This is a genomic window from Pseudomonas sp. IAC-BECa141, assembly GCF_020544405.1.
Classification (GTDB): Bacteria; Pseudomonadota; Gammaproteobacteria; order Pseudomonadales; family Pseudomonadaceae; genus Aquipseudomonas.
Genome location: NZ_CP065410.1, coordinates 6,020,170 through 6,046,154, shown reverse-complemented (window position 1 = coordinate 6,046,154; position 25,985 = coordinate 6,020,170). Strand labels below are relative to the sequence as shown.

The window sequence follows — 25,985 nt, the reverse complement described above, 5'->3', positions numbered from 1 at the left end:
GCTTTTTTTCCTTCATTGCTAGCCGCTCGTCCCTTGCCGAGGCTAGTCTGTCGCTTTCCGATGGGAGATTTTTGATGTCCGCGCCTTCTGTTTTGATCGCCGGTTGCGGTGATGTCGGCAGCCGTCTGGCCACGCAATTGCTGGCTGCCGGCTTCCAGGTATACGGCCTGCGCCGGGATGTTTCACGTTTGCCGGAGGGCGTTATCGGTGTGGCCGGTGACTTGTTCAATGAGGATTGCCCGGCGACCTGGCCGGTGGGCGCTATCGATTACCTGGTGTATAGCGCGGCGGCCACCGATCACGATGAGGCCGGTTATCGCGCGGCGTATGTGCAGGGTTTGCAGCATGTGCTGGGTTGGCTGAACGATTACGGGCAAGAGCCTGATCGGTTGCTGTTCGTTTCCAGTAGCAGTGTTTACGGGCAGCAGAACGGCGAATGGGTTGATGAAAAATCCGAAACCGTTGCCGCGGGTTATTCCGGTCGGTTGATGCTGGAGGCCGAGCAGGTTGCGCTCAACAGCGGCATTCCCGCGAGCATCGTGCGCCTGACCGGCATTTATGGCCCGGGACGTGAATGGCTGCTGACCCAGGTACGCCGTGGTTATCGTGTGGCGGTTGACCCACCGCTGTATGGCAATCGCATCCATGCCGATGATGCGGCGGGGTTGATGGCTTATCTGCTGGACGCGGATCGCAAGGGCGTGGCGCTGGATGACATCTATATCGGCGTGGACGATGCGCCGGCGCCGCTCGCCGAGGTGGTGGCGTGGCTGCGCGAGTATCTGGGCGTCACCGAATGGTCGGAAGACGAGAGTGTGCGTCGTACCGGCAGCAAGCGTTGCAGCAATGCACGGGCCAAGGCGTTGGGTTGGGTGCCGAGGTATCCGAGTTATCGCGAGGGGTATGCCGCGATTCTTGAAGGTCGCTGCTGACTTGCGGACATAAAAAAGGCGGGAGCAATGGCTTGCTTCCGCCTTTCTTGTCTCAAGCGCAGATCACTGCTTCTCGAGCAACCACTTGCGCTCACCCGGGGTGAACTGCGGTTGTTCGTCCGCCAGCGCCGTATTCACGGCCTGCAGGATTTCCAGCTCTTTGCCCTTGCGCACAAAGATCCAGTTGTTGCCCTGGCCGTTCTGCTGCAACCACATGCTGTCGTTGCCGCTGCTCATCGACGCGCAATCGCCCGCGAGGCACAGGGCATAGCGGTCGGCACCCGGCAGACCGGAGACTTGTCCGTCAGCCTGGAACTGCACGGTGGCGCCTTCGCCCTGGCCGCTGGTGATCGTCCAGTTGCCGCCCAGATAAGCGGAATACAGCGCGCGTTCGAAGCTGGCGCCGATCGGGGCGCCGTCCGGCACTGGAATTTGCGCGCGGTCGAAGACTTGTTCCGGTTCGTTTTCGTTGGCGGCTTGTTGCAGTTGGCCACCGTCACGTTTCAGCTCGCTGGCGGAGCTGCCATAGAAGTCGACTTTCCAGACGCCGGACTGTTCGCCGAGCAAGCGACCTTCGACGTTTTCGAAACCGTTGGTATAGCGGGCCTGGCCGGCCTTGGTGTTGACGTCCCACTCCAGATTCGGGCCGTAAGCCTGAAGCGCTTCGCGCAGGGGGCCGCCCTTGGCAGCGGCATCGATGGCGACCTGATTGATCCAGGTGCCGCTGATGTCACGGTCGGCAGGGTTGCTGGCGCAACCGCCGAGGAAAATGGCGAGCAGCGAGAGAGCAAGCGCTTTGCGCATGGTGGAATCCTTTCAAAACCTTTTCTTTACCGCAGAGCAGTCGGCGCGGTGTGTTGGACCGCGCCATGCCGCATTACTCGATGACCAGAATGGCATCCATTTCAACCTGCGAACCCTTCGGCAGGGCTGCCACGCCGATGGCGGCGCGAGCCGGGTAAGGCTGGTCGAAGTACTTGCCCATGATCTCGTTGACCTTGGCGAAGTGGCTCAGGTCGGTGAGGAAGATGTTCAGCTTGACGATGTCCTTGAACGAACCGCCGGCGGCTTCGGCCACGGCTTTCAGGTTCTCGAACACCTGGACGGTCTGGGCTTCGAAGCCTTCGACCAGTTCCATGGTTTTTGGATCGAGGGGAATCTGACCCGACATGTAAACGGTATTGCCGGCCTTGATCGCCTGGGAATAAGTACCGATGGCGGCCGGGGCCTTGTCGCTGCTGATAACAGTCTTGGTCATGTATGACTCCTTGTATTGTTTGAGTTATGCGCGCATGCGGGTGATGCGGATCACCCCGGTCAGGGCGCGCAGTTTCTTGATCACGCGGGCCAGGTGCACACGGTCGTGGACGCTGACCACCAACTGGACGACGCTGATGCGGCCATCGCGTTCGTCCATGCTGATTTTCTCGATATTGCCGTCGGCTGCGTTGACGCTGCTGGCCAGCAGGGCGATCAGGCCGCGCTGGTGCTCCAGCTCGACGCGCAGTTCGACGTTGAATTCGCCGGTGACATCCTTGGCCCACGAGAGCTGGATGCATTTTTCCGGGTTGTGGCGGATTTCGCTGATGTTGCGGCAGTTTTCCAGGTGCACGACCATGCCTTTGCCAGCCGACAGGTGGCCGACAATCGGGTCGCCCGGGATCGGCGTGCAACATTTGGCATAGCTGAGGACCAGACCTTCGGTGCCGCGAATCGCCAGCGGGCCTTCCGGACTTGGCAATTGCTCGCCTTCGCCGAGCAGGCGGCGTGCCACGACATAGGCCATGCGGTTGCCCAGGCCGATGTCTTCGAGCAGGTCTTCGATCAGTTCGAGGCGGTACTCGGTGAGCATCGCCTTCACGCGTTCGGCCGGAATCTGTTCCAGCGCGCTGTCGAAGCCGTTGAGCACCTTGTTCAACAGGCGCTCGCCGAGGCTGATGGATTCGGAGCGGCGTTGCAGTTTCAGCGCATGGCGGATATGGGTTCGCGCCTTGCCGGTGACCACGAAGTTGAGCCACGCCGGGTTCGGCCGCGCGCCGGGGGCACTGACGATCTCGACCGTGGAACCGCTTTGCAGCGGTTCGGACAGCGGTGCGAGACGACGGTTGATCCGGCAGGCGATGCAGCTGTTGCCGACGTCGGTGTGCACCGCGTAGGCGAAGTCGACCGCCGTGGAGCCTTTGGGCAACTCCATGATCCGGCCTTTGGGCGTGAACACATAGACCTCGTCCGGGAACAGGTCGATCTTCACGCTTTCGATGAATTCCAGCGAGTTGCCGGCACGTTGCTGCATTTCCAGCACGCCTTTGACCCACTGACGGGCTCGGGCGTGAGTGCCTTTCGGCTGCTCGTCGCCGCTGGATTTGTACAGCCAATGGGCGGCGATGCCGTTGTTGGCCATCTCTTCCATTTCGCGGGTACGGATCTGGATCTCGATCGGTACACCGTGCATGCCGAACAGCGTGGTGTGCAGCGACTGATAGCCGTTGGCCTTGGGAATCGCGATGTAATCCTTGAAGCGGCCCGGCAACGGTTTGTACAGATTATGCACGGCACCCAGTACGCGGTAGCAGGTGTCGACCTTGTCGACGATGATCCGGAACGCGTAGACGTCCATGATCTCGTTGAAGGCCCGACGCTTGCCGCGCATTTTCTTGTAGATGCCGTAGAGGTGTTTCTGGCGACCGCTGACTTCGCCCTGGATGCCGTCGATGGCGAGGCAATGGCCGAGGGACTCTTCGATCTTGTTGACGATTTCCTTGCGGTTGCCGCGGGCGCGTTTGACCGCCTGGTAAATCCGCGCGGAACGCATCGGGTGCATGGCCTTGAAGCCGAGGTCTTCGAACTCGATGCGTACCGAATGCATGCCCAGCCGGTTGGCGATGGGGGCATAGATTTCAAGGGTTTCCTTGGCGATGCGCCGGCGCTTTTCACCGGACAGCACTTCCAGGGTGCGCATGTTGTGCAGACGGTCGGCGAGCTTGACCAGGATCACGCGAATGTCGCGCGCCATGGCCATGGCCATTTTCTGGAAGTTTTCCGCCTGGGCTTCGGCCTTGGTCTCGAAGTTCATCTGGGTCAGTTTGCTGACCCCGTCGACCAGTTCGGCCACGGTCTCGCCGAACTGCGCTTGCAGCGCTTCCTTGGCGATACCGGTGTCTTCGATCACGTCATGCAGCATCGCGGCCATCAGGCTCTGATGGTCCATGTGCATGTCGGCAAGAATGTTCGCCACGGCAAGAGGATGCGTGACATACGCCTCGCCGCTGCGGCGGCGTTGGCCGTCGTGGGCTTGTTCGGCGTAGAAATACGCTCGGCGGACCAGATTGACCTGGTCCTGACCGAGGTAGGTCGATATTCGATCGGCGAGGGCGTCTATGCTCGGCATGATGACTCCTGCCGCAAGCTGTGATCCCGCGCCTTGCTACGTCGACCAGGCATAGGCTTAAACGGCCTCGTTGGACTCGTCCTCTGGAGCAAAGGCAGCGAAGACCGGGTCTTCGGTGACAATTTCTTCGGCGGCGATGAATTCGGGAGTCACGATACCTTCAGCGATTTCGCGCAGGGCGACGACGGTAGGCTTGTCGTTTTCCCATGCCACTTTCGGCTCTTTGCCGCCGGTGGCCAGTTGACGGGCACGCTTGGTAGAGAGCATGACCAGCTCAAAGCGGTTATCCACGTGTTCTAGGCAGTCTTCAACGGTTACGCGGGCCATGGTATTCCTCGGAGCGAATGCAATATGCGCGCTGCCCGGTTGGGCGAGCGGACTCGGCAGTTTAAAAAAACACCAGCGATTAGGGAAGCGCTGATTTTTTGACCAGACTCTTCAACGCGCTGCAAGCACCAATGTAAAGCTCTTGCAGCGGTTTTGTGAAGTGCTGTTTCAGCCCAGCAATTCAGCCAGCAATTTGCCAAAACGCACTTGCTGGCGTTTCTGTTGCAGCTGGTTGGCGCGGAAAATCGCCTTCAGATCATCCAGCGCGTGGGCGAAATCGTCGTTGATGATCAGGTAGTCGTATTCGACGTAGTGGCTCATCTCGCTGACCGCTTCGCGCATCCGGCCGTCGATGATCTCGTCGCTGTCCTGGCCACGGTTGGTCAGGCGCTGGTGCAGGGCCTGCAGCGATGGCGGCAGAATGAAGATCGAACGGGCCTGCGGCATCAGCTTGCGCACTTGTTCCGCGCCTTGCCAGTCGATTTCCAGAATCAGGTCATGGCCTTCGTCCAGGGTCTGCTGCAGGCGGCTTTGCGAGGTGCCGTAGAAGTTGCCGAAGACTTCGGCGCGTTCCAGGAAATCGCCGTGCTCGCCCATCTTCACGAACTCTTCGCGGGTCACGAAGTGATAGTTCACGCCGTCCACTTCGCCCGGGCGCATGGCGCGGGTAGTGTGGGAAATCGAGACGCGGATTTCCGGTTTGGCGTCGGTCAGGGCCTTGACCAGACTGCTTTTGCCCGCGCCCGAGGGGGCGGAAATGATGTACAGGGTGCCGGTACTGTGGGTCATGTCGGGGATAGCCTTACTCAATATTCTGCACTTGTTCGCGCATCTGCTCGATCAACACCTTGAGGTTGACCGCCGCCTGGGTGCTGCGCGGGTCGAAGGCCTTGGAGCCCAGTGTGTTGGCTTCGCGGTTGAGCTCCTGCATCAGGAAGTCCAGGCGCCGGCCGGCGGCACCGCCGGATTTCAGCACCCGGCGAACTTCGATGATGTGAGTGCTCAGGCGATCCAGTTCTTCGGCCACGTCGCTTTTTTGCGCGAGGATGACCATTTCCTGTTCCAGGCGCTGCGGGTCCAGTTCGGCCTTCATGTCGGCGAAACGGTCGAGGACTTTCTGGCGCTGGGTGGCAAGCATCTGCGGAACCAGTTCGCGCAGGGTCACCACATCTTCTTCGATGGCGGTCAGGCGATCGTTGATCAGGCGTGCCAGCTCTGCGCCTTCGCGCTCGCGGCCGGCCTTGAGGTCTTTCAGGCCTTGATTGAACAAGGCCAGCGCCTCGGCGTTCAGCGCTTGCGGGTCGGTGGCGTCTGCGACCAGTACGCCCGGCCAGGCCAGCACTTCCAGCGGGTTCAGCGCCGCCGGGTTCTTGATCAGGCTGGCGACGGTTTCGGCCGCAGCGACCAGTTGCGCGGCGCGCTCGCGATCCACTTGCAGCGGCTTGCCGGCGCTTTCTTCGGTGAAGCGCAGGGTGCACTCCAGTTTGCCGCGCGACAGGCCCTGGCGCAGGGCTTCGCGGACGGCGCCTTCGAGGTCGCGAAACGATTCCGGCAAACGCAGATGGGGTTCCAGGTAGCGGCTGTTGACCGAGCGCAGCTCCCAGCTCAGGGTGCCCTGAACGCCGGCTTTTTCGACGCGGGCGAAGGCGGTCATGCTGTGCACCATGGGGTGACCTCGCGATACAGATCGGCGCGAATTGAAGCTCCGCAGCTCGATATCAATGAATTTAAGCCGACTGGCAGCAAAGGCGCAGGATTGTAGCGCAGTGCGGCAGATGCGCCCAAACACACGGTGTGACAAAGGGCTGCAGGCCGTCGGCGAAGCGCGTTTCAGGGCCTTCGGTCGTCGGCGGGATTTTTTAACGAGTGCCCAGGCGCGGCGTGCGGCTCTATAATGCTCCGCAGTTTTCCGTCCCCAGTACAGGTATCTCCTATGAAACGTCCAAGTGGTCGCGCTGCCGATCAGCTCCGCTCGATCCGCATTACCCGCAACTACACCAAACACGCCGAGGGATCCGTACTGGTCGAATTCGGTGATACCAAAGTCATCTGCACCGTCAGCGTTGAAAATGGCGTGCCGCGTTTCCTTAAAGGTCAGGGCCAGGGCTGGCTGACCGCCGAATACGGCATGCTGCCGCGTGCTACCGGTGAGCGTAACCAGCGTGAAGCGAGCCGTGGCAAGCAGGGCGGTCGCACCCTGGAAATCCAGCGCCTGATCGGCCGTTCCCTGCGCGCTGCACTGGACATGTCCAAGCTGGGCGACGTCACCCTGTATGTCGACTGCGACGTGATCCAGGCCGACGGTGGCACCCGTACCGCGTCGATCACCGGCGCCATGGTTGCGCTGGTCGATGCACTGAAAGTGATCAAGAAGCGTGGCGGCCTGAAAGGTGGCGACCCGCTCAAGCAAATGATCGGTGCCGTATCTGTTGGCATGTACCAGGGCGAGCCAGTGCTGGATCTGGACTATCTTGAGGATTCCGCCGCCGAGACCGACCTCAATGTGGTGATGACCAGCACCGGTGGTTTCATCGAAGTGCAGGGCACCGCTGAAGGCGCACCGTTCCAGCCTGAAGAGCTGAACGCGATGCTGGAACTGGCCAAGAAAGGCATGAACGAGATCTTCGAACTGCAAAAGGCTGCGCTGGCCGACTGAGCAGGTTCGCAACCCGCAAGGAGGACGAGATGAGTGATGAGCAAGAGTTGTTGCCCAAGCCGAGCCAGGAGGTTCGCCAATGGGCGATGTTTTGTCACTTGTCCGCCTTGCTGGGGATCTGGATTCCGTTCGGAACGCTGATCGGGCCACTGGTCCTGTGGCAGATGAAGCGCGAGACCGATCCGTTCATCGACGCCCAGGGCAAGGAAGCGCTGAATTTCCAGATCACCGTGGCGATTGCTTCAATGATCTGCTTCGTACTGATGCTGGTGATCATCGGGTTCGTGCTGTTCGGCCTGCTGGCCATTGCGGCGCTGGTGCTGACAATCATCGGTGGCGTAAAAGCCAATGAAGGTTTTCCGTACCGTTATCCGTTTACCTGGCGCTTGATCAAATAGCATTCAGCCGAAGGTGCATGTTGGAATAATCAATTCTGTATATTTAAAAAGCCCTGGCCTGCCAGGGCTTTTTTTGCAACTTAATAAACCTGAGTTCCTTGTAGGAATAATCTGTCTGCGATGAATGGCAAAAGAAATTTTATATATTCATCGGTCTTACATTTTTAGTCACAACTGTAATGCCTCGATGCGGCCAATGGGCATTGGCAGCATGACTTTGCGCTTGTTAAGGTTGCCGCACGTCATATTCCTTCAGAAATATTTCGATATATTCAGACCATCGAAGGCTCTTGAATTTCAGTGTTTCCAGTGTTGAAACAGCCAGCCGATTCGTGAGGCGTAACCAGGGAAAAGTTCGCTTGCGAATATATAGCCAAGAATAAAACAGATGATTCAGCTCGATTTCTACGGCACGCTCGTGGCCGCTTCTCTTGTACTTCTGCTGGGACGTGGTCTTGTTACCCGTGTTGGTGTACTGCGCAATTTCAATATTCCCGAACCGGTTGCGGGTGGCCTGTTGGTTGCTGTGGTTCTTCTGGTATTGCGAGCGCTCGATATAGAAGTCCGATTCGATACCTCGCTGCAGGCACCGCTCATGCTGGCGTTTTTTGCCACTATCGGTCTGAGTGCGGACTTCGCCAGCCTCAAAAAGGGCGGTCGCGTAGTAGGGATATTTATATTAGCGGTCGCCGGTCTCCTGATCCTGCAGAACGCCATGGGCATCGGACTCGCCACATTGCTGGGGCTTGACCCGCTGATGGGGCTGTTGACGGGTTCCATCACACTGGCCGGTGGTCACGGAACCGGTGCCGCGTGGGGAACGGTATTCAGCGAGAAATACGGTCTGGCCTCCGCCTCCGAGCTGGCGATGGCCTCGGCGACATTCGGTCTTGTACTGGGTGGTCTGATCGGTGGGCCGGTTGCCCGTCTGCTTATCAAACGTGTCGAGGTGCCTGGTTGTCATGCGCAGGAGGCGCCGCGTCTGCCAAAGGGGTTCGAGCAGCCGAACAGGGAGCGCTCGATCACGCCGTTCTCGTTCATCGAAACACTGGCGCTGATCGCGGTCAGCCTGCTGGTGGGCAATCTCCTGAACGGGCTGCTGCACGGCACGGCATTCGAGTTGCCGACATTCGTTTGTGTCTTGTTCGTGGGCGTCGTGTTGCGTAACGGCCTCTCGGCGTTTGGCCTGTATCAGGTATTCGAGCGGGAAGTCTCGGTGCTGGGCAACGTCAGTCTGTCGCTGTTTCTGGCCATTGCACTGATGTCGCTCAAGTTGTGGGATCTGGCAGCCCTGGCGTTGCCGATCTTCATCATCCTGGCCGTGCAGACGCTGGTCATGGCGCTGTTCGCGGTGTTCGTGACGTTCAGGATCATGGGCCGCAATTACGACGCGGCAGTGCTGGCGGCCGGGCATTGCGGTTTCGGCCTCGGTGCGACGCCTACCGCCATCGCCAACATGCAAGCGGTGACGCAGCGTTACGGTCCTTCGCAGATCGCGTTTCTGGTCGTACCGATGGTGGGTGCATTTTTCATCGATATCATCAACGTCATAGTGATCAAGTTGTATCTGGCGCTGCCGTTCTTCGCCGCGGTCTGACGCGCGTTCCAGCCTGGGTTTGACGCAAAAAAATGCCCGTATCCTGCGATACGGGCATTTTTTCTACTGCGAAACGACGCTTAGATGGTCAGCGTCCAGTCGTAGTCGACGATCAGCGGCGCGTGCTGCGAGAACCGTGGCTGACGCGGCAGGCGTGCGCTGCGCACGAAGCGCCGCAGGCCCGGGGTCAGGATCTGGTAGTCGAAACGCCAGCCCAGATTCAGCATCTCGGCCTGTTCGTTGTCCGGCCACCAGCTGTACTGGTCGCCTTCGCGGCTGACTTCGCGCAGGGCGTCTACATAGCCCATGTTGCCGACAATCTCGTCCATCCAGGCGCGTTCTGGCGCCAGGAAGCCCGGAGATTGCTGGCTGTCGCGCCAGTTCTTGATGTCGAGCTTCTGCTGCGCGACGTACAGCGAGCCACAATAAATGTACTCGCGACGTTTGCGCCGCTGTTTGTCCAGGTACTTGCCGAAGTCGTCCATGAGCTTGAACTTCTGGTTCAAGTCTTCATCGCCGTTCATCCCCGAAGGAAGCAGCAAGGTGGCAATACTGACTTTGTCGAAATCTGCTTGCAGGTAGCGCCCGTAGCGGTCGGCCGTCTCGAAGCCGAGACCGCTGATGACAGCCTTCGGTTGCAACCGCGAATACAAAGCCACGCCGCCTTGGGCAGGGACTTCAGCATCGCAGGCATAAAGGAAGTAGCCGTCCAGTTGGAAGGCTGGGTCGTCCAGTTCAAAGGCGGAGGCACGGGTGTCCTGCAGGCAGATGACGTCGGCATTCTGTGCCTGCAGCCAACTGAGCAAACCGCGCTCGACTGCAGCCTGAATACCATTGACGTTCACACTGATGATCCGCATAAATGGCCCCAAAAATCGCGTGCGTGTATGATACACGGCGTCAAGCTAATTAGCTAAATCCGTGGTATTTGGGGTTTTTTTCATGCAAGCGTATCAGCGCGATTTCATTCGTTTTGCCATCGATCGCGGCGTTTTGCGCTTCGGTGAGTTCACCCTGAAGTCCGGGCGCACCAGTCCTTACTTCTTCAATGCCGGCCTGTTCAACTCGGGCTCCGCGCTGGCACAGCTGGGCCGTTTCTACGCCGCAGCCATCGCCGAGAGCGGTATTCCGTTCGACGTGCTGTTCGGCCCGGCCTACAAAGGCATCCCGTTGGCGGCAACCACTGCCGTGGCGTTGGCCGAACACCACAACCGTGATCTGCCGTGGTGCTTCAACCGCAAGGAAGCCAAGGCTCACGGCGAAGGCGGCAGCCTGGTCGGTGCACCACTGACCGGTGAGGTGCTGATCATCGACGACGTGATCACTGCCGGCACCGCGATCCGTGAAGTGATGCAGATCATTGCTTCCCAGGACGGCGCCAAGGCTGCCGGCGTGCTGATCGCCCTGAACCGTCAGGAGCGCGGCAACGGTGAGCTATCGGCAATCCAGGAAGTCGAGCGTGATTTCGGCATCCCGGTCATCAGCATCGTTTCGCTGAATCAGGTGCTGGAATTCCTGGCTGACGATCCGCAGCTCAAGCAGCACCTGCCAGCCGTTGAAGCCTATCGCGCCCAGTTCGGCGTCTGATCGCTTCTTCCAGGCAAAAAAAGACCCCGCTCAGTCAGGCTGAGCGGGGTCTTTTGGTTTTCAGCTAACGCAGCATGTGCCATTTTTTAAGCAATTTCAGCGTCAGGATCGTATTGGTCAACGCAAATGCCAGCAGCGCCCCAACCACCATCCCGTACAGCGTGCGATCAACATCGAAGTCCCACAGATCCAGTGTGCTGCTGTCGATAATGCGCACGTCGGCTGGCAGATTGACGTAAAACAGCGCCACAAAGGCGCACGTCAGTGGTAGCGCATGCCAGTAAAAGGCGTTTTTGATCTTCTGGCGACTGCGCGCATGCTCTGCTGCAGGATGTCATCGAGCTGATTGCGAAAGCGCGACACGGTGTTCTTCAGCAAGGTTTTGCTCTGACTCTGGGTCAGTTGAAAAATGGTCGAGATTTGCGATTCGGTCGGTAATGTCTGCCCGAAGTAGCTTTGAATCAGGTAAAGGAGACGATCCTGCCTGGCTTCGTCGGCCCGGCTGGGCATGCCGCCCTCGACCAGCATTTTCAGGTACTCGGTCAGGCTGGCCTTGGCGATACGCTGAAGAGCGTGGGCAATTTCCGCGTCGCCGATGCGCAGGGTTTTTTTTGACCGGTTCCTTTTACTCCTGCTCGAAAGCGTCGGCGTCGATCGTGAATGAGATCTGCATGATTCAGTTCTCCACGATTATTTGGAAGACTGATCCGGATACGGATCTGCCACTGCATCGCCCTGACCGCTCAAGATGTTCCAGCCATTGAGCACGTGGGTGCTGGGTTGGTAGTCAGGGCAGGGCGGAAGCGAGGTTTTCGATTGATTGGAGTACTGGCGTCCACAGTCTGCACATTTGTAGGTGCCTGCTGAAACGTCACTGCCATACGGTACGTGGTTTTTTTGCATGGGGAAGATCTCCTGTGAATTCAGGGAAGATCCTATGAAGATTGCTGCTTTCGCGATGTAGGACGCTTCGCTGATGAGCGTCGGATATTTCTTTCGCGCACAAAAAAATCGCAGACTTCGTCATCTCCTGCAGAAATTTCATACACGCGAAATTCGTTTTTGCAGGAATTGCCGCAGGCTGCGATCTTTTATCTTTCAGCGATCAGGGACGCTTGCGATTACTGATCAGCGTGCCCACACCGGTGTCGGTGAAGATTTCCAGCAGGATCGCGTTCGGTACGCGGCCATCGATGATCAGCGAGCTGCCGACACCGCCCTGAACCGCTTCCAGCGCGCAGCGGATTTTCGGCAGCATGCCGCCGTAGATGGTGCCGTCGGCGATCAGGTCGTCGACCTGCTGAGTGCTCAGGCCAGTCAGTACGGTGCCCGACTTGTCCATCAGGCCGGCGATGTTGGTCAGCAGCATCAGCTTCTCGGCTTTCAGTGCTTCGGCAACCTTGCCGGCCACCAGGTCGGCGTTGATATTGTACGACTCGCCGTTTTCACCCACGCCGATCGGCGCGATCACCGGGATGAAGTTGCCCTTGACCAGCAGGTTCAGCAGTTCGGTGTTGATCCCGACCACTTCGCCCACATGTCCGATGTCGATGATTTCCGGCTGAGTCATCTCCGGGGTCTGGCGGGTGACGGTGAGCTTCTTCGCACGAATCAGCCCGGCGTCTTTACCGGTCAGGCCGATGGCGCTGCCGCCGTGACGGTTGATCAGGTTGACGATGCTTTTGTTGACCTGGCCGCCGAGGACCATTTCCACCACGTCCATGGTCGCGGCGTCGGTGACACGCATGCCGTCGACGAAATGGCTTTCGATCGACAGGCGCTTGAGCAGATCACCGATCTGCGGGCCGCCGCCGTGAACCACGACCGGGTTGATGCCCACGGCCTTCATCAGCACGATGTCGCGGGCGAAGCCGGTTTTCAGCTCCTCGCTTTCCATCGCGTTGCCGCCGTATTTGATCACCAGGGTCTTGCCGACGTATCGGCGGATGTAAGGCAGCGCTTCGGACAGGACCTTGGCAGTGTTGGCGGCGGCATCGCGTTCGAGGGTCATTCAGGGCTCCGGGTGAATCAGCAATCAGAACGGTAGTTGGAGATCAGGTGCAACGCGTTTCAGTTGGGCATGGAACACAGCCTTGATGCGCTGCAGTTCCGCCTCGTCATCGGCCTCGAAGCGCAGCACCAGCACCGGTGTGGTGTTGGACGCGCGCACCAGGCCCCAGCCTTTGGCGTAGTCGACCCGCACGCCGTCAATGGTGGTCAGGTCGGCGCCTGGGCCCCACTGCGCATCGTGCAGTGCATCAATGATGCTGAATTTGCTCTCTTCGGTCACATGGATATTGATTTCCGGCGTGGAAATATCGTTCGGGAAGGTCGCGAACAGCTCCTCGGCCGAAGATTTTTCCTTGCTGAGGATTTCCAGCAGCCGTGCGGCACTGTAAATGCCGTCATCGAAACCGAACCAGCGCTCCTTGAAGAAAATGTGCCCGCTCATTTCGCCGGCCAGCAGCGCGCCGGATTGTTTCATTTTCTTTTTGATCAACGAGTGACCGGTCTTCCACATTAGCGGCCGGCCGCCATATTCCTTGATCAGCGGGATCAGACGGCGGGTGCATTTGACGTCGAAGATGATTTCCGCGTCCTGGTTGCGCGCCACCACGTCACGGGCAAACAGCATCAGCAGGCGATCCGGGAACACGATGGTGCCGGTGTTGGTCACCACGCCGACGCGGTCGCCGTCGCCGTCGAAGGCCAGGCCGATGTCAGCCTTGGTTTCCTTGACCTTGGCGATCAGGTCGACGAGGTTCTCAGGCTTGCCCGGGTCCGGGTGGTGGTTCGGGAAGTTGCCGTCGACTTCGCAGAACAGCGGGATGACTTCGCAGTTCAGCGCTTCGATCAGTTGCGGGGCGATCACGCCGGCCGCGCCGTTGCCACAGTCGACCACGACTTTCAGGCGCCGGGCCAGTTTGATGTCCTGGACGATTTCGGTGGTGTAGCGGTCGAGAATTTCGACCTGGGTCACGCTGCCCGTGCCGCTGCTCAGGTTGCCGGTCTTGAGGCGCTCGTGCAGGGCCTGGATCTGCTCATTGGCGAGGGTGTCGCCGGCGATCACGATCTTGAAGCCGTTGTAGTTCGACGGGTTGTGGCTGCCGGTGAGCATCACGCCGGATTTGCCGGCCAGCACGTTGGCGGCGTAGTACAGCGCCGGGGTCGGCACCAGGCCAACGTCGCTGACGTGGCAACCGCTTTCGGCGATACCGCGAATCAGTTCTGCCACCAGTTCGGGGCCGGACAGACGGCCGTCACGGCCAACGGATACGTTCGGTTCGCCCTGGGCCAGGCTTTGGGAGCCAATGGCGCGGCCGATCCAGTAGGCGGTTTCGGCATTGAGGAATTCCGGCACGGTGCCGCGAATGTCGTAGGCGCGGAAGATGCTGTCGGGAAGCTTCGGGGCGACTTGGGCGGGGGTGCTCATCTGCGAAAATGCTCCATCTCGAAAGTGGCTGGACACGCCGGCGATTCATTCGACGGCAAGCTCAAACTGAAGGGTATGACGGCGGTTTTCACAGAGAGTTCGTGGTGTGAAAGGGCCATGACGCCTTGTACGGCGTGGCTTTGGCCTGCCAATACCTTGATTTTCGGCGCTAAACCTTGCAGATGACATTTTGAATTTCGTGGCAAGCAACACGCACTCGCCACGATGGATTTCTAATCGATCACTTGGTGCCGGAATGGCCGAAACCGCCAGCGCCACGCTCGGTTTCGACGAACTCTTCGACCATTTCGAAGTGCGCCTGCACCACCGGCACCAGCACCAGCTGCGCCAGACGCTCGCCGACCGGCATGGTGAATTCGGTCTGGCCACGGTTCCAGCAGGACACCATCAGCGGACCCTGGTAGTCGGAGTCGATCAGGCCGACCAGATTTCCCAGCACGATGCCGTGCTTATGGCCCATGCCCGAGCGCGGCAGGATCAACGCGGCGAGGTTCGGATCGCCGATGTACACCGACAGCCCGGTAGGGATCAGCACGGTTTCACCCGGTTTGATCACGATGTCCTCTTGCAGCATGGCGCGCAGGTCGAGGCCGGCGGAGCCCGGTGTGGCGTATTGCGGCAGCGGGAATTCGGTACCGATGCGTGGGTCGAGGATCTTGGCTTGCAAAGCGTGCATGTAAATTAAACCTGGTTCAGACGTTCGGCGATAAAGGTGACGAGCTGGCGAGCGATCTTGCTCTTGCTGGTCTGGGCGAAAACCGTGGCGTGCAGCCCACGGTCGATGACGCTGCAGGCGTTTTCTTCGCTGTTGAAACCGATGCTCGGGTTGGCGACGTCGTTGGCGACGATCAGGTCGAGATTCTTGTCCTTCAGCTTGCGTGCAGCGTAGTCGAGCAGGTGTTCGGTCTCGGCGGCGAAGCCGACACTGAACGGACGGTCGGAACGGGTCGCGATGGTGGCCAGGATGTCCGGGTTGCGCACCATTTGCAGGACGAAGCCGTCACCGCTCGTAGGATCTTTTTTCAATTTTTGTGGGGCGACGACTTCCGGACGGTAGTCCGCGACCGCCGCCGAGGCGATAAAGATGTCGCAAGGGATCGCGGCTTCGCACGCGGCGAGCATGTCGCGGGCGCTGACCACGTCGATACGGGTGACGCGATCCGGCGTCGGCAGGTGCACCGGGCCGCTGATCAGCGTGACGCGGGCGCCGGCTTCCACCGCCGCTTCCGCCAGGGCGAAGCCCATTTTGCCGGAGCTGTGGTTGGTGATGTAGCGCACCGGGTCGATGTTTTCCTGGGTCGGGCCGGCGGTGATGACCACATGCTTGCCGGTCAGTGCCTGACGCTGGAAGCAGTCCGCCGCGAGCTGGGCCAGATCGGTGGCTTCCATCATGCGGCCCATGCCGACGTCGCCGCAGGCCTGGCTGCCGGAGGCCGGGCCGAAGGTCTTCAGGCCACGGCTTTCAAGGAGTTGCAGGTTGGCCTGGGTCGCCGGGTCGCGCCACATGGCCTGGTTCATCGCTGGAGCGACCGCGACAACGGCGTCGGTGGCCAGCACCAGCGTGGTCAGCAAATCATTGGCAATGCCTTGAGCCAGACGGGCCAGCAGGTCGGCGGTGGCCGGGGCGATCAGCACCAGATCGGCCCACTTGGCCAGTTCGATGTGGCCCATCGCCGCTTCGGCGGCCGGGTCGAGCAGATCCAGGTGAACCGGGTGGCCGGACAGGGCCTGCATGGTCAGCGGGGTGATGAATTCGCTGCCGCCACGGGTCATGACCACGCGCACTTCGGCGCCCTGATCGATCAGGCGGCGCACAAGGTCGGCGCTCTTGTAGGCAGCAATGCCGCCGCCGACGCCCAGAACGATGCGTTTCCGATACAGCCGCTGCATAGGTCTGCCTTTCATTTCGTTGGTGACATGCGTGGCGAAACCCCCTCCCCAGGGTGAATTCGCCCGCAAAAAAGATGGGCTACGATATCACAGCGACCGCTATGGAACAGCGGCGCCCACAGACAAGGAACGTGTATGAGTATTCGCGATTGGCCGGCGGCGGAAAGGCCGCGGGAGAAGCTGTTGGAACAGGGCTCGGGAAGTCTTTCCGATGCCGAATTGCTGGCGATTTTTCTCCGAACCGGCGTATCCGGTAAAAGCGCGGTGGATCTGGCGCGACACTTGTTGAATCAGTTCGGCAGCCTGCGGGCGTTGCTGGAGGCTGATCTCGGGGCGTTCAGCGAGCAATTGGGCCTGGGGCCGGCGAAGTTTGCCCAACTGCAGGCTGTGCTGGAGATGGGGCGGCGACATCTGGCCGAGCGCATGCGGCAGAAAACGGCGCTGGAGAATCCACAGGTGGTCCGCGATTACCTCAAGGCGATGCTGCGCCACGAGCCGCACGAAGTGTTCGGTTGCCTGTTTCTCGACTCCAAACATCAAGTGCTGACCTTCGAGACGCTGTTTCGCGGCTCGATCGACAATACGGCGGTGCATCCCCGCGAAGTGGTGAAGCGCTCGTTGGCCAATAACGCGGCGGCCCTGATCCTGTGCCATAACCATCCGTCAGGTAACACCGATCCCAGCCAGGCTGATCGATTATTGACCAAACGCTTGCAGAAAGCTTTGGAGCTGATCGACGTGCGGGTGCTCGATCACTTCATCGTTGGTGACGGGGAACCACTGTCGATGGCGGAGTGTGGCTGGATGTAGCTTGCAGCGACTGCAGTCGCTGCAAGCCGGGGCGGATTACTTGAGGGTGACCTTGGAGTAATCCTGCCGACCGAACGGGCTCACCGAATAACCCTGCACATCCTTGCGCGTCAGCGCATACGCCGTCGGATGCGCCAGCGGCAGCCACAGCGCCTGCTGCTGGATCTGCGCCTGCGCCTGCTCATACAGCTTGGTGCGCACACCTTGTTCGCTGGTGGTCTTGCCGGCGCTGATCAGTTTGTCCAGGTCGGCATTGCAGTAGCGGGCGAAGTTGGTGCCGGACTTCACCGCCGCGCAGGAAAACTGCGGGGTGAGGAAGTTGTCCGGATCACCGTTGTCACCGGCCCAGCCCATGAACAGCAGGTCATGCTCGCCAGCCTTGGCACGACGGATCAGCTCGCCCCATTCGATCACGCGGATTTCCGCCTGAATGCCGATTTCCGCCAGATCCGATTGCAGCAGTTGTGCGCCGAGGCTCGGGTTCGGGTTGAGCAGGCTGCCGGACGGGCGCGTCCAGATGGTGGTCTGGAAACCGTCCTTCAACCCGGCCTTGGCCAGCAATGCCTTGGCCTTGTCCACGTCGTGCGGGTAACCCGGCAGGTTCTTCGCGTAGCTCCAGGTGTTCGGCGGATATGGGCCGTTGGCGGCTTCGGCGGTGTCCTCGAACACGGCTTTAAGGTAGTTGGCCTTGTCGAAAGCGAGGTTGATCGCCTGGCGCACTTCCGGCTTGTCCAGCGGCGGATGCTGACTGTTGATGCCGACGAATGCGGTCATGAACGCGTCAGTCTTTTCGACTTTCAGCGTCGGTTCTTCTTTTGCGGCCTGTACGTCCAATGGCTTGGGTGACAGGGCAATCTGGCACTCATTACGCCGCAACTTTTGCAGGCGCACGTTGGCGTCCGGGGTAATGGCGAAGATCAGCGGATCCACTGCCGGTTTGCCGCGGAAGTAGTCCGGGTTGGCCTTGTAGCGGATCGAAGCGTCTTTCTGGAACCGGTTGAACACGAACGGGCCGGTGCCGATCGGCTGGCTGTTCAACTTGTCGGTTGCGCCAGCCTTCAGCAGCTTGTCGGCATATTCAGCAGAATAAATGGAGGCGAAACCCATGCTCAGGGTCGCGAGGAACGTCGAGTCCGGGTGATCGAGGGTGAAGCGCACGGTCAGCGGATCCAGTGCGTCGATCTTTTTGATCAGCGTTGGCAGTTGCATTGACTGGGCATGAGGGAAACCGCTCTGGGCGACTTTGTGCCACGGGTTGGCCGGGTCGAGCATGCGGTCGAAGCTGAACTTGACGTCTTCGGCGGTCAGTTCGCGAGTCGGCTTGAAGTACTCGGTGCTGTGGAACTTCACCTGCGGGTGCAGCTTGAAGACATAAGTCAGGCCATCGGTGCTGACTTCCCAGCTGTCGGCCAGGCTCGGGACGACCTTGCCGCTGGCGGTGTCGAAGTCCACCAGGCGATTCATCAGCACATCGGCCGAGGCGTTGGTGGTGGTCAGCGAGTTGTACTGCACCACGTCGAACCCTTCGGGACTGGCCTCGGTGCAGACGCTCAGGGCGGCGGCCTGGGCCAGTGGACTCAGTAACAGCGGGGCGAAGAGCAGGGGGAGGGCAGCGAGGCGCATGGTCGGCTTCCTTTACAGATCGAAGGCCCATCTGCAAGTGCAGTCTGGAAAAGGCCTACCCTAGTGGTCGCGATTGCAAATGACTATCCCCTTTTTGCATTTTCGCGGCTTCGCGGCTGAGGATTTGTCGGAAGAGACGGCAGGAAAAGTCTCGACAGCGGGTATGATCGATTTTCTTCGACGAATGGTAAAAATTGCCGGCAGCCTTTATCCAAGGCGCCTGCAGGCAGAAAAAGCGGCTTTTTGACCATTCTTTGCACACGGAAAGTTGTTGCTCCGTGGTCTTTCTGGTATAAAGCAGCGCTCTTTTCTAGGGGCCCGGTTCCTTCGCTTGTAGGTGTAGCCGGTAAGACCTCTAAAGAATCGCGGCGCCTGGCGCCACAATGACTAGAGATTAAGCGGCCAACCCATGCCGGGTTGGGCATGTGGTTTTAGAGGGCTGAGGCATGTCTAGAGTATGTCAAGTTACCGGTAAGGGTCCGGTAACCGGGAATAACATTTCCCACGCAAACAACAAAACCCGTCGTCGTTTCCTGCCGAACCTGCAGCATCACCGCTTCTGGGTTGAAGAAGAGAAACGTTTCGTACGCCTGCGCGTTTCCGCCAAAGGCATGCGTATCATCGACAAGCGTGGCATCAGCGTTGTGCTGGCCGAGCTGCGTCGCGACGGCAAGGTTTAAGGGAGCTAATCATGCGTGAATTGATTCGTTTGATCTCGAGCGCCGGTACTGGTCACTTCTACACTACCGACAAGAACAAGCGTACTACCCCGGACAAAATCGAGATCAAGAAATATGATCCGGTTGTTCGCAAGCACGTGATCTACAAGGAAGGCAAAATCAAGTAATTGATTTTTCCCGACTTACGAAAAAGGCCCGTATCTCACGATACGGGCCTTTTTTGTTGCCGAAAAGTCGTCGCTGCCGTGATCCTGATCCACAAAAAAGGCCTGCACCTTTCGGTGCAGGCCTTCTTGAGAGGGGGAGCTTCAAATCCGTCGGATCATTTTCGGTTCAGATTGAACCAGATAATTCCACGCATGGGGTTGAGGTCGACGATCAGGGTCTCGACGTTTTCAAGATCTTCCTGTTCCTGTTCGTCTGGATCTTTGACGGAGTAGCCGGTGAGCTCCTTGATGTAGGCCCTGACGGCCGGTACAAAGGGAGTACCGATCAGATGGCTGATCAGTTGAAATGCGTTTTCCTGAGTCATGTTTTCATATCCTTATGATTGAATGTCCTTTGTGGACGTCAGGATTTTTCACTCTTCTCCGGCACTCCGTGCGATATGTATTTATTTTTTGTCTTCAAAAATCACATAAATCTTGCGGCACGCCTCCAGCACTTCCCAGGTGCCACGGAAACCGGCCGGAATCACGAAGCGGTCGCCGACACGCAGGGTCTTGGCATTGCCTTCGCCGTCACGCAGTACCGAAACGCCCTGGAGGATTTCGCAGTATTCGTGTTCGGTGTAATTCACCGTCCACTGCCCAACGGCACCTTCCCACACGCCAACGCCCATTTGCCCGCAGGGGCTGTCGTACTGATTGAACACCGCTTGCTCGGGATCACCCTTGAGCACTTTGGCCGGATCCGGGCGATAGCGTTCGGCCTGGTCCATGGTCAGGCTGATGTCGACGACGTTCTGGATGTTCATTGTTGTTTTCTCCCGTGATGACGGCGCGGTGGCGTGAAAGGGTCAAAGTCTATGTTGATTAAATTGAACGCCGCAAGGCTGTATAACTGCCTTATGTCAAATATATTGAAACAACCCCGGCCGCTGGTTTAGGGTGGCGGATGCCTTGGGCCGAAAAGCAGGCTGGCCGGGCAGTATTCCTGAGGACGACCGCGACGATCGCGGCGCTCGTATTGAACAAGAGGAGGACACTCGAATGACCACCCTGACTCGTGCCGACTGGGAACAACGCGCCCGCGACCTGAAGATCGAAGGCCGCGCCTACCTCAATGGCGAGTACACCGATGCCGTCTCCGGCGAGACCTTCGAGTGCATCAGCCCGGTCGATGGCCGTCTGCTGGGCAAGATTGCCAGCTGTGACGCCGCCGACGCCCAGCGCGCCGTGGAAAACGCCCGCGCCACTTTCAATTCCGGCGTCTGGTCGCGCCTGGCGCCGACCAAACGCAAAGCCGCCATGATCCGTTTCGCCGGCCTGCTCAAGCAGCACGCCGAAGAACTGGCCCTGCTCGAAACCCTCGACATGGGCAAGCCGATCAGCGATTCGCTGTACATCGACGTACCGGGTGCCGCCCAAGCCCTGAGCTGGAGCGGTGAAGCGATCGACAAGATCTACGACGAAGTCGCCGCCACCCCACACGACCAACTGGGTCTGGTAACCCGCGAGCCTGTGGGCGTAGTCGGTGCCATCGTGCCGTGGAACTTCCCGCTGATGATGGCCTGCTGGAAACTCGGCCCGGCCCTGTCGACCGGTAACTCGGTGATCCTCAAGCCGTCGGAAAAATCCCCGCTGACCGCCATCCGCATCGCCGAACTGGCCGTTGAAGCCGGTATTCCGAAAGGCGTGCTGAACGTTCTGCCGGGCTACGGGCACACCGTCGGCAAGGCGCTCGCGCTGCATAACGATGTCGATACCCTGGTGTTCACCGGTTCGACCAAGATCGCCAAGCAACTGATGATCTATTCCGGCGAATCGAACATGAAACGCGTTTGGCTGGAAGCCGGCGGCAAGAGCCCGAACATCGTGTTCGCCGATGCGCCGGACCTGCAAGCCGCCGCCGAATCCGCCGCCAGTGCCATCGCCTTCAACCAGGGCGAGGTCTGCACCGCAGGTTCCCGTCTGCTGGTCGAGCGTTCGATCAAGGACAAATTCCTGCCGATGGTGATCGAGGCACTGAAAGCCTGGAAACCGGGCAACCCGCTGGATCCGGCCACCAACGTGGGTGCGCTGGTCGACACCCAGCAGATGAACACCGTGCTGTCCTACATCGAGTCGGGACACACCGACGGCGCCAAACTGGTGGCCGGCGGCAAGCGCATCCTTCAGGAAACCGGTGGCACCTACGTCGAGCCGACGATCTTCGACGGCGTGAGCAACGCGATGAAGATTGCCCAGGAAGAGATCTTCGGCCCGGTGCTGTCGGTCATTGCCTTCGATACCGCCGAGGAAGCGATCAACATCGCCAACGACACGCCTTACGGTTTGGCGGCAGCGGTCTGGACCCAGGACATTTCCAAGGCGCACCTGACCGCCAAGGCCCTGCGTGCCGGTAGCGTGTGGGTCAACCAGTACGATGGCGGCGACATGACCGCACCGTTCGGCGGCTTCAAGCAGTCGGGCAACGGTCGCGACAAGTCGCTGCACGCGTTCGACAAATACACCGAGCTGAAGGCAACCTGGATCAAGCTGTAAACCGTTGACGGAGCCTGCTCAGGCGGGCCCCGAACGATACAAAGATCCCTGTGGGAGTGAGCTTGCTCGCGTTAGTGGTGTATCCATCAGCACATCGGCTGAATGTGAAACCGTTATCGCGAGCACGCTCGCTCCCACAGTGTTTTGGGGTGCACATAAAAATTATCCACAGGAGCGTGGACCATGCGTTGGGCGACGTATTTCGCCGTGTTGGCGTCTGTCTTGAGTGTTGGCCTGGCCCTCGGCGTCAGCATGCCGCTGGTGTCGTTGCGTCTGGAGGGTTGGGGCTACGGCTCGTTCGCCATCGGCGTGATGGCGGCGATGCCGGCCATCGGTGTGTTGCTGGGGGCGAAGATCTCCAGTCATCTGGCGGCGCGCTTCGGTACGGCGAACCTGATGCGCCTGTGTCTGTGGGCCGGGGCGCTGTCCATCGGCCTGCTGGCGTTGCTGCCGAGCTACCCGATCTGGCTGGTGCTGCGGCTGATGATCGGCGTGGCCCTGACCATCGTGTTTATTCTCGGCGAGAGCTGGATCAATCAACTGGTGGTCGAGCACTGGCGCGGGCGATTGGTCGCGCTGTATGGCAGCAGTTACGCGTTGAGCCAACTGTCCGGTCCGTTGCTGTTGGGCGCACTCGGCACCGATCACGATTACGGTTTCTGGGTGGGTGTCGGTCTGCTGATCGCTTCGCCGTTTCTGCTGCTGGGCCGCAGCGGCGCGCCAAGCAGCGAGGCCAGCAGCGTGACCTTCGGCGATCTGTGGGGGTTCGCTCGTGAACTGCCGGCCATCGCCTGGGCGGTGTCGCTGTTCGCCGCGTTCGAAGCGATGATCCTGACGCTGTTGCCGGTGTATTGCCTGCAACAGGGTTTCACCGCAGAGATTGCGCTGGCGATGGTCAGCACCGTGGTGGTGGGCGATGCGCTCCTGCAATTGCCCATCGGTGCGTTGGCCGACTACCTGTCGCGCCGGACTTTGTTCACCGGCTGCGCCGTGGTGCTGATGCTGTCGAGTCTGGCGATCCCGATGCTGCTCGACACTTTGCTGATCTGGCCGCTGTGGGTGCTGTTCGGCGCCAGTGCCGGTGGCTTGTTCACCCTGTCGCTGATCCTGATCGGCGAGCGCTACCGCGACGATGCGCTGGTGCGCGCCAATGCGCATGTCGCGCAGCTGTGGGGCGTCGGTTGCCTGATCGGGCCGTTGATGGCGGGCGCGGGCAGCCAGTGGATCAGCGGTCACGCGTTGCCCTGGCTGATGGCGGCCGGGGCGTTCGGGCTGGTGATTCTGTTGTCGCGGCAAGGGGCGTTCGGCAAGGTGCCGGAGCCCGCTTGATGTGCCGGTTGGAGCGGGCTGCTACAGCATCCGCTCCAGTCCCACGGTGGTGCTGAACCACGCATTGAAGCGTCGCCACCAACTGCCCGGTTCCTTGGTCAGCGTGTGCATCTGGCCGTTGTCCTCGGTGACCCACACCACTTTTCCGTCCTGCAGTTTGGCTTCGTAACTCAGTGCTGGCGCCATGCCCTGCAAGGCCAGCTCGCGCACGTGAGCCGCCAGTTCGGGGCTGTCCACCAGCACACCGACCTCTGTATTCCACAGTACCGAGCGCGGGTCGAAATTGAACGAGCCGATGAACGATTTTTTGCCGTCGAAGATCATCGCCTTGCTGTGCAGACTCGAATCCGAGCCGCGATAGGACTTGCTGTAAAACAGGTGCGGGCCGCTGCCGTAGTTATCCCCAGGCTGGCGCCGCAGCTCAAAGAGCTTCACGCCATGTTCCAGCAGCGCCTTGCGATAGGGCGCATAACCGCCGTGCACCGCCGGCACGTCGGTGGCTTCCAGCGAGTTGGTCAAGAGGCTCACCGCTACGCCGGCATCGGCGCGGCCGGTCAGGTAAACCAGCCCTGGCTGCCCCGGCACGAAATAGGCGGAAATCATCATCAGTTCTTTGCTGACACCCGTCAGCTCCGGCGCCAGTTGGGTCGTCAGCAGCAATTGCGGATCGGGTTCATCCTTGGCCAGCACCTTGCTCGGCGCGTCCCACAGCGCCTGGTTCCAGGCCCAGATCAGTTCTTTGCGCCAGATATCCATGCGCGGGTCGGTGCGGTAGGTCATCAACTGCTGATACAGCGCATGATTCTGTTTGCGGGTTTCTTCCAGGGACTCTTCCAGGCGCGTGCGGGTGTTCTGCAGGTCTTTGGCTGATGGTTTGCTGGAAAGGAACTCGTCGATCGGCTTGCTCAGGGCGCTGTTCCAGTACTGGTCGAAACTGTGCCCGAGCTGCTCGGCGACCGGCCCGACACTGAGCATGTCGATATCGGTGAAGTTCAGGTTGGGCTCGGCATCGAAGTATTCGTCGCCCAGATTGCGCCCGCCGACGATGGCCGCGCTGTTGTCCGCCAGCCACAACTTGTTGTGCATCCGCCGGTGTTGCAGCGACAGGTTGAACAGGCGTCCCGCCGCCCGGGTCACGCCGGTGCTGCGCCCCAGGTGCAGCGGATTGAACAGGCGGATCTGGATCTGCGGATGCGCTGCCAGAGTCGCAATGATCAGGTCGAGGCCGTCGCTGGTGGTGTCGTCCAGCAGGATTCGCACCCGCACGCCACGGTCGGCAGCCTTCAACACTTCTTCCACCAGCATGCGGGTGCTGATGCCGTCATGGACGATGTAGTACTGCAAGTCGAGGCTGCGTTGAGCGTTGCGGATCAGCTCGGCGCGGGCGGTGAACGCTTCGGTGCTGTTGGACAGCAGGCGAAAGCCGGACTGGCCCTTGTAGGGCGCAGCCTGAGCCTGGATCGAACGGCCGAACGCGGAGTCGGAGGCGGGCAATGCCTGGCTCGGTTCGCGCGGGACATCCAGTGAGGCGCACCCGGCGAGAACCAGGGCGGGCAGCAGTACAAGCGGCAGGAAGTGTCTGGAGCTCAAGTCGGATGGTTCCGGGTGTGGGCGAGGTCTGGAGTATGGCACGGTGCACGCCGCCTGTTGCCTGTTCGAGAGGGCAGTTAATCCGATCCCTGAAACAGAGCGGCTTGTAGCTTATGACTGTCGGCAGGACGCCTTTTCTTAAACAATTTGAGGATTTTTCCGGCTCACATCAGCTACACCCCACAGCGATTTTTCCAGCGCGCATTACTCCCTCGCCTTACATCGCTGTCAGGAAGCAATCTGAATAATGGCGGCGCTGATTCTGAGGCAGGAAATTTCCTGTTTTTCAGCAGAAGAAGCGCAGCTGGCCGTCATCTTTCGATTCTTATGGAGTGAGAATTTTCATGCGCAAGACCTTTCGTGCAATCGCTGTCGCCAGTGCCCTGAGTCCGGCACTGGCCATGGCCGCCGGTGCAGACCTGACCATCACCGGCAAAATCATCCCGACCACGTGTACGCCGGCCTTCACCGGCGGTAACACGGTGGATCTGGGGAATATTTCCGCCGCGGCACTGAACCGCGACAGTCAGACCGAACTGACCAACCACAATGTCACGCTGAATGTAAGTTGCTCGGCCTCCGCGCCCATGGCCATCAAGGTGCATGACAATCAGGCCCATACCCAACTGCAAGGTATCGTCATCGATGGCACCGATTGGGCTTTGTACATCTACGGAATCGGCGAGGTGGCGGGCACCAAGATCGGTGGTTACGGCCTGCGATACGGTACCCCCACAGTCGATGGCAAGCCGTCGATGATCATGTACAAGCAAGGGGGCATGACCAACTGGGACTCTCCGGATACCGCAACGCTGGTGGGAAAGAATGCCGAGGGCGGCAATCTTCGTTATTCGTGGGGCGCATCCCTGGCCGCAGGCCCGACGCCGGGCGTCGTGCACACCTTTCCCATGACGCTGGTGCCGGTCATCGGCCCGTCGGTGAACCTGCCGATCACTTCTGACATCGCGCTCAATGGCTCGGCAACGTTCGAGCTGCTCTACCTCTGACACCGCGCGTAA

General features: G+C 59.9%; 28 protein-coding genes and 1 pseudogene. 12 read left to right on the top strand and 17 right to left on the bottom strand.

The annotated features are described in order from the left end of the window. Positions 1-74 precede the first annotated feature (74 nt). Complete coding sequence (locus I5961_RS27820; protein WP_227233917.1) at positions 75-932, top strand: NAD-dependent epimerase/dehydratase family protein; 858 nt, start codon at positions 75-77, stop codon at positions 930-932. A 63-nt stretch (positions 933-995) separates the two neighbouring features. Here the strand turns inward: I5961_RS27820 and I5961_RS27815 are convergent, their stop codons facing one another. The 6 genes from I5961_RS27815 to I5961_RS27790 all read right to left on the bottom strand — a co-directional run bounded on the left by I5961_RS27815 (position 996) and on the right by I5961_RS27790 (position 6,313). Continuing rightward, positions 996-1,736, bottom strand: coding sequence for a hypothetical protein (locus I5961_RS27815; RefSeq protein WP_085696815.1), 741 nt, complete (start codon positions 1,734-1,736; stop codon positions 996-998). Between the two features lie 73 nt (positions 1,737-1,809). Further along, positions 1,810-2,190 (bottom strand): RidA family protein, encoded by a 381-nt coding sequence (locus tag I5961_RS27810; protein ID WP_085685905.1) that lies wholly within the window; start codon positions 2,188-2,190, stop codon positions 1,810-1,812. A gap of 24 nt (positions 2,191-2,214) precedes the next feature. Next, entirely contained in the window at positions 2,215-4,320 is a 2,106-nt protein-coding gene (spoT, locus tag I5961_RS27805; protein ID WP_085696816.1) for a bifunctional GTP diphosphokinase/guanosine-3',5'-bis pyrophosphate 3'-pyrophosphohydrolase, read from the bottom strand. A gap of 57 nt (positions 4,321-4,377) precedes the next feature. Next, positions 4,378-4,647, bottom strand: coding sequence for a DNA-directed RNA polymerase subunit omega (rpoZ, locus tag I5961_RS27800; protein WP_065258182.1), 270 nt, complete (start codon positions 4,645-4,647; stop codon positions 4,378-4,380). 168 nt (positions 4,648-4,815) lie between these two features. Further along, positions 4,816-5,436, bottom strand: a complete 621-nt coding sequence (gene gmk, locus I5961_RS27795; RefSeq protein WP_085696817.1) for a guanylate kinase — start codon at positions 5,434-5,436, stop codon at positions 4,816-4,818. A 13-nt stretch (positions 5,437-5,449) separates the two neighbouring features. Continuing rightward, positions 5,450-6,313, bottom strand: a complete 864-nt coding sequence (locus tag I5961_RS27790) for a YicC/YloC family endoribonuclease (protein WP_085696818.1) — start codon at positions 6,311-6,313, stop codon at positions 5,450-5,452. Positions 6,314-6,580: 267 nt separating this feature from the next. On the opposite strand from I5961_RS27790, the gene rph reads away from it, so the two are divergent. The 3 genes from rph to gltS all read left to right on the top strand — a co-directional run bounded on the left by rph (position 6,581) and on the right by gltS (position 9,298). Further along, complete coding sequence (gene rph / locus I5961_RS27785; RefSeq protein ID WP_003229494.1) at positions 6,581-7,303, top strand: ribonuclease PH; 723 nt, start codon at positions 6,581-6,583, stop codon at positions 7,301-7,303. A 29-nt stretch (positions 7,304-7,332) separates the two neighbouring features. After that, complete coding sequence (locus I5961_RS27780) at positions 7,333-7,701, top strand: DUF4870 domain-containing protein (protein ID WP_085696819.1); 369 nt, start codon at positions 7,333-7,335, stop codon at positions 7,699-7,701. Between the two features lie 388 nt (positions 7,702-8,089). Further along, complete coding sequence (gltS, locus tag I5961_RS27775) at positions 8,090-9,298, top strand: sodium/glutamate symporter (RefSeq protein ID WP_227233916.1); 1,209 nt, start codon at positions 8,090-8,092, stop codon at positions 9,296-9,298. 80 nt (positions 9,299-9,378) lie between these two features. Here gltS and I5961_RS27770 read toward each other — a convergent pair whose 3' ends face one another. Continuing rightward, complete coding sequence (locus tag I5961_RS27770; protein ID WP_007920349.1) at positions 9,379-10,158, bottom strand: exodeoxyribonuclease III; 780 nt, start codon at positions 10,156-10,158, stop codon at positions 9,379-9,381. Between the two features lie 82 nt (positions 10,159-10,240). Between I5961_RS27770 and pyrE the strand changes: the two genes are divergently transcribed. Further along, positions 10,241-10,885 (top strand): orotate phosphoribosyltransferase, encoded by a 645-nt coding sequence (gene pyrE, locus I5961_RS27765; protein ID WP_007954442.1) that lies wholly within the window; start codon positions 10,241-10,243, stop codon positions 10,883-10,885. A gap of 64 nt (positions 10,886-10,949) precedes the next feature. Here pyrE and I5961_RS27760 read toward each other — a convergent pair whose 3' ends face one another. The 6 genes and pseudogenes from I5961_RS27760 to coaBC form a co-directional block, all read right to left on the bottom strand. After that, positions 10,950-11,135, bottom strand: a complete 186-nt coding sequence (locus tag I5961_RS27760; RefSeq protein WP_319633915.1) for a hypothetical protein — start codon at positions 11,133-11,135, stop codon at positions 10,950-10,952. An 11-nt stretch (positions 11,136-11,146) separates the two neighbouring features. Further along, positions 11,147-11,413, bottom strand: coding sequence for a hypothetical protein (locus I5961_RS27755; RefSeq protein WP_227233914.1), 267 nt, complete (start codon positions 11,411-11,413; stop codon positions 11,147-11,149). A gap of 577 nt (positions 11,414-11,990) precedes the next feature. After that, complete coding sequence (argB, locus tag I5961_RS27750; protein ID WP_007954443.1) at positions 11,991-12,896, bottom strand: acetylglutamate kinase; 906 nt, start codon at positions 12,894-12,896, stop codon at positions 11,991-11,993. 24 nt (positions 12,897-12,920) lie between these two features. Then, positions 12,921-14,297 (bottom strand): annotated as a pseudogene (locus tag I5961_RS27745) (phosphomannomutase/phosphoglucomutase); the annotation flags it as partial. A gap of 262 nt (positions 14,298-14,559) precedes the next feature. After that, positions 14,560-15,015, bottom strand: coding sequence for a dUTP diphosphatase (gene dut, locus I5961_RS27740; RefSeq protein ID WP_007954445.1), 456 nt, complete (start codon positions 15,013-15,015; stop codon positions 14,560-14,562). Between the two features lie 5 nt (positions 15,016-15,020). After that, complete coding sequence (coaBC, locus tag I5961_RS27735) at positions 15,021-16,229, bottom strand: bifunctional phosphopantothenoylcysteine decarboxylase/phosphopantothenate--cysteine ligase CoaBC (RefSeq protein WP_085696823.1); 1,209 nt, start codon at positions 16,227-16,229, stop codon at positions 15,021-15,023. Positions 16,230-16,364: 135 nt separating this feature from the next. Between coaBC and radC the strand changes: the two genes are divergently transcribed. After that, the gene (radC, locus tag I5961_RS27730; RefSeq protein ID WP_085696824.1) at positions 16,365-17,039 is read left to right on the top strand and encodes a RadC family protein; all 675 of its coding nucleotides are present in this window, start codon (positions 16,365-16,367) and stop codon (positions 17,037-17,039) included. Positions 17,040-17,075: 36 nt separating this feature from the next. On the opposite strand, the gene I5961_RS27725 is transcribed toward radC, so the two are convergent. Then, on the bottom strand, positions 17,076-18,662 hold the full coding sequence (locus I5961_RS27725) for an ABC transporter substrate-binding protein (protein ID WP_085696825.1): 1,587 nt from the start codon (positions 18,660-18,662) through the stop codon (positions 17,076-17,078). 79 nt (positions 18,663-18,741) lie between these two features. Between I5961_RS27725 and I5961_RS27720 the strand changes: the two genes are divergently transcribed. The 3 genes from I5961_RS27720 (at position 18,742) to rpmG (ending at position 19,509) form a co-directional block, all read left to right on the top strand. Continuing rightward, the gene (locus tag I5961_RS27720) at positions 18,742-18,909 is read left to right on the top strand and encodes a hypothetical protein (RefSeq protein WP_170929695.1); all 168 of its coding nucleotides are present in this window, start codon (positions 18,742-18,744) and stop codon (positions 18,907-18,909) included. Positions 18,910-19,108: 199 nt separating this feature from the next. Beyond that, positions 19,109-19,342, top strand: coding sequence for a 50S ribosomal protein L28 (gene rpmB / locus I5961_RS27715; RefSeq protein ID WP_003177273.1), 234 nt, complete (start codon positions 19,109-19,111; stop codon positions 19,340-19,342). An 11-nt stretch (positions 19,343-19,353) separates the two neighbouring features. Further along, on the top strand, positions 19,354-19,509 hold the full coding sequence (gene rpmG / locus I5961_RS27710; RefSeq protein WP_003177274.1) for a 50S ribosomal protein L33: 156 nt from the start codon (positions 19,354-19,356) through the stop codon (positions 19,507-19,509). Between the two features lie 155 nt (positions 19,510-19,664). On the opposite strand, the gene I5961_RS27705 is transcribed toward rpmG, so the two are convergent. Then, on the bottom strand, positions 19,665-19,874 hold the full coding sequence (locus I5961_RS27705; RefSeq protein ID WP_227233912.1) for a hypothetical protein: 210 nt from the start codon (positions 19,872-19,874) through the stop codon (positions 19,665-19,667). Between the two features lie 81 nt (positions 19,875-19,955). Continuing rightward, positions 19,956-20,318: a cupin domain-containing protein gene (locus tag I5961_RS27700; RefSeq protein ID WP_085696827.1), complete on the bottom strand. Its 363-nt coding sequence runs from the start codon at positions 20,316-20,318 to the stop codon at positions 19,956-19,958. Positions 20,319-20,553: 235 nt separating this feature from the next. On the opposite strand from I5961_RS27700, the gene I5961_RS27695 reads away from it, so the two are divergent. Both I5961_RS27695 and I5961_RS27690 read left to right on the top strand, forming a co-directional pair. After that, positions 20,554-22,047, top strand: a complete 1,494-nt coding sequence (locus tag I5961_RS27695) for an aldehyde dehydrogenase (protein ID WP_085696828.1) — start codon at positions 20,554-20,556, stop codon at positions 22,045-22,047. 183 nt (positions 22,048-22,230) lie between these two features. Beyond that, positions 22,231-23,376: an MFS transporter gene (locus tag I5961_RS27690; protein WP_085696830.1), complete on the top strand. Its 1,146-nt coding sequence runs from the start codon at positions 22,231-22,233 to the stop codon at positions 23,374-23,376. A gap of 21 nt (positions 23,377-23,397) precedes the next feature. Here I5961_RS27690 and I5961_RS27685 read toward each other — a convergent pair whose 3' ends face one another. After that, complete coding sequence (locus tag I5961_RS27685) at positions 23,398-24,966, bottom strand: phospholipase D family protein (protein ID WP_085696831.1); 1,569 nt, start codon at positions 24,964-24,966, stop codon at positions 23,398-23,400. A gap of 344 nt (positions 24,967-25,310) precedes the next feature. Between I5961_RS27685 and I5961_RS27680 the strand changes: the two genes are divergently transcribed. Next, positions 25,311-25,973, top strand: coding sequence for a DUF1120 domain-containing protein (locus tag I5961_RS27680; protein ID WP_085696832.1), 663 nt, complete (start codon positions 25,311-25,313; stop codon positions 25,971-25,973). Positions 25,974-25,985 lie beyond the last annotated feature (12 nt).

Excerpts from the sequence above, each read along its gene's own strand:
- I5961_RS27680 (WP_085696832.1), top strand. The coding sequence starts at position 25,311 with ATGCGCAAGACCTTTCGTGCAATCGCTGTCGCCAGTGCCCTGAGTCCG.
- I5961_RS27690 (WP_085696830.1), top strand. The coding sequence starts at position 22,231 with ATGCGTTGGGCGACGTATTTCGCCGTGTTGGCGTCTGTCTTGAGTGTT.
- I5961_RS27815 (WP_085696815.1), bottom strand. The coding sequence starts at position 1,736 with ATGCGCAAAGCGCTTGCTCTCTCGCTGCTCGCCATTTTCCTCGGCGGT.
- rpoZ (WP_065258182.1), bottom strand. The coding sequence starts at position 4,647 with ATGGCCCGCGTAACCGTTGAAGACTGCCTAGAACACGTGGATAACCGC.
- radC (WP_085696824.1), top strand. The coding sequence starts at position 16,365 with ATGAGTATTCGCGATTGGCCGGCGGCGGAAAGGCCGCGGGAGAAGCTG.
- argB (WP_007954443.1), bottom strand. The coding sequence starts at position 12,896 with ATGACCCTCGAACGCGATGCCGCCGCCAACACTGCCAAGGTCCTGTCC.
- pyrE (WP_007954442.1), top strand. The coding sequence starts at position 10,241 with ATGCAAGCGTATCAGCGCGATTTCATTCGTTTTGCCATCGATCGCGGC.
- spoT (WP_085696816.1), bottom strand. The coding sequence starts at position 4,320 with ATGCCGAGCATAGACGCCCTCGCCGATCGAATATCGACCTACCTCGGT.
- gltS (WP_227233916.1), top strand. The coding sequence starts at position 8,090 with ATGATTCAGCTCGATTTCTACGGCACGCTCGTGGCCGCTTCTCTTGTA.
- I5961_RS27705 (WP_227233912.1), bottom strand. The coding sequence starts at position 19,874 with ATGACTCAGGAAAACGCATTTCAACTGATCAGCCATCTGATCGGTACT.
- rph (WP_003229494.1), top strand. The coding sequence starts at position 6,581 with ATGAAACGTCCAAGTGGTCGCGCTGCCGATCAGCTCCGCTCGATCCGC.
- dut (WP_007954445.1), bottom strand. The coding sequence starts at position 15,015 with ATGCACGCTTTGCAAGCCAAGATCCTCGACCCACGCATCGGTACCGAA.
- I5961_RS27725 (WP_085696825.1), bottom strand. The coding sequence starts at position 18,662 with ATGCGCCTCGCTGCCCTCCCCCTGCTCTTCGCCCCGCTGTTACTGAGT.
- coaBC (WP_085696823.1), bottom strand. The coding sequence starts at position 16,229 with ATGCAGCGGCTGTATCGGAAACGCATCGTTCTGGGCGTCGGCGGCGGC.
- rpmB (WP_003177273.1), top strand. The coding sequence starts at position 19,109 with ATGTCTAGAGTATGTCAAGTTACCGGTAAGGGTCCGGTAACCGGGAAT.
- I5961_RS27770 (WP_007920349.1), bottom strand. The coding sequence starts at position 10,158 with ATGCGGATCATCAGTGTGAACGTCAATGGTATTCAGGCTGCAGTCGAG.
- I5961_RS27720 (WP_170929695.1), top strand. The coding sequence starts at position 18,742 with ATGACTATCCCCTTTTTGCATTTTCGCGGCTTCGCGGCTGAGGATTTG.
- I5961_RS27780 (WP_085696819.1), top strand. The coding sequence starts at position 7,333 with ATGAGTGATGAGCAAGAGTTGTTGCCCAAGCCGAGCCAGGAGGTTCGC.
- I5961_RS27755 (WP_227233914.1), bottom strand. The coding sequence starts at position 11,413 with ATGCTGGTCGAGGGCGGCATGCCCAGCCGGGCCGACGAAGCCAGGCAG.
- gmk (WP_085696817.1), bottom strand. The coding sequence starts at position 5,436 with ATGACCCACAGTACCGGCACCCTGTACATCATTTCCGCCCCCTCGGGC.
- I5961_RS27810 (WP_085685905.1), bottom strand. The coding sequence starts at position 2,190 with ATGACCAAGACTGTTATCAGCAGCGACAAGGCCCCGGCCGCCATCGGT.
- I5961_RS27790 (WP_085696818.1), bottom strand. The coding sequence starts at position 6,313 with ATGGTGCACAGCATGACCGCCTTCGCCCGCGTCGAAAAAGCCGGCGTT.
- I5961_RS27820 (WP_227233917.1), top strand. The coding sequence starts at position 75 with ATGTCCGCGCCTTCTGTTTTGATCGCCGGTTGCGGTGATGTCGGCAGC.
- rpmG (WP_003177274.1), top strand. The coding sequence starts at position 19,354 with ATGCGTGAATTGATTCGTTTGATCTCGAGCGCCGGTACTGGTCACTTC.
- I5961_RS27700 (WP_085696827.1), bottom strand. The coding sequence starts at position 20,318 with ATGAACATCCAGAACGTCGTCGACATCAGCCTGACCATGGACCAGGCC.
- I5961_RS27695 (WP_085696828.1), top strand. The coding sequence starts at position 20,554 with ATGACCACCCTGACTCGTGCCGACTGGGAACAACGCGCCCGCGACCTG.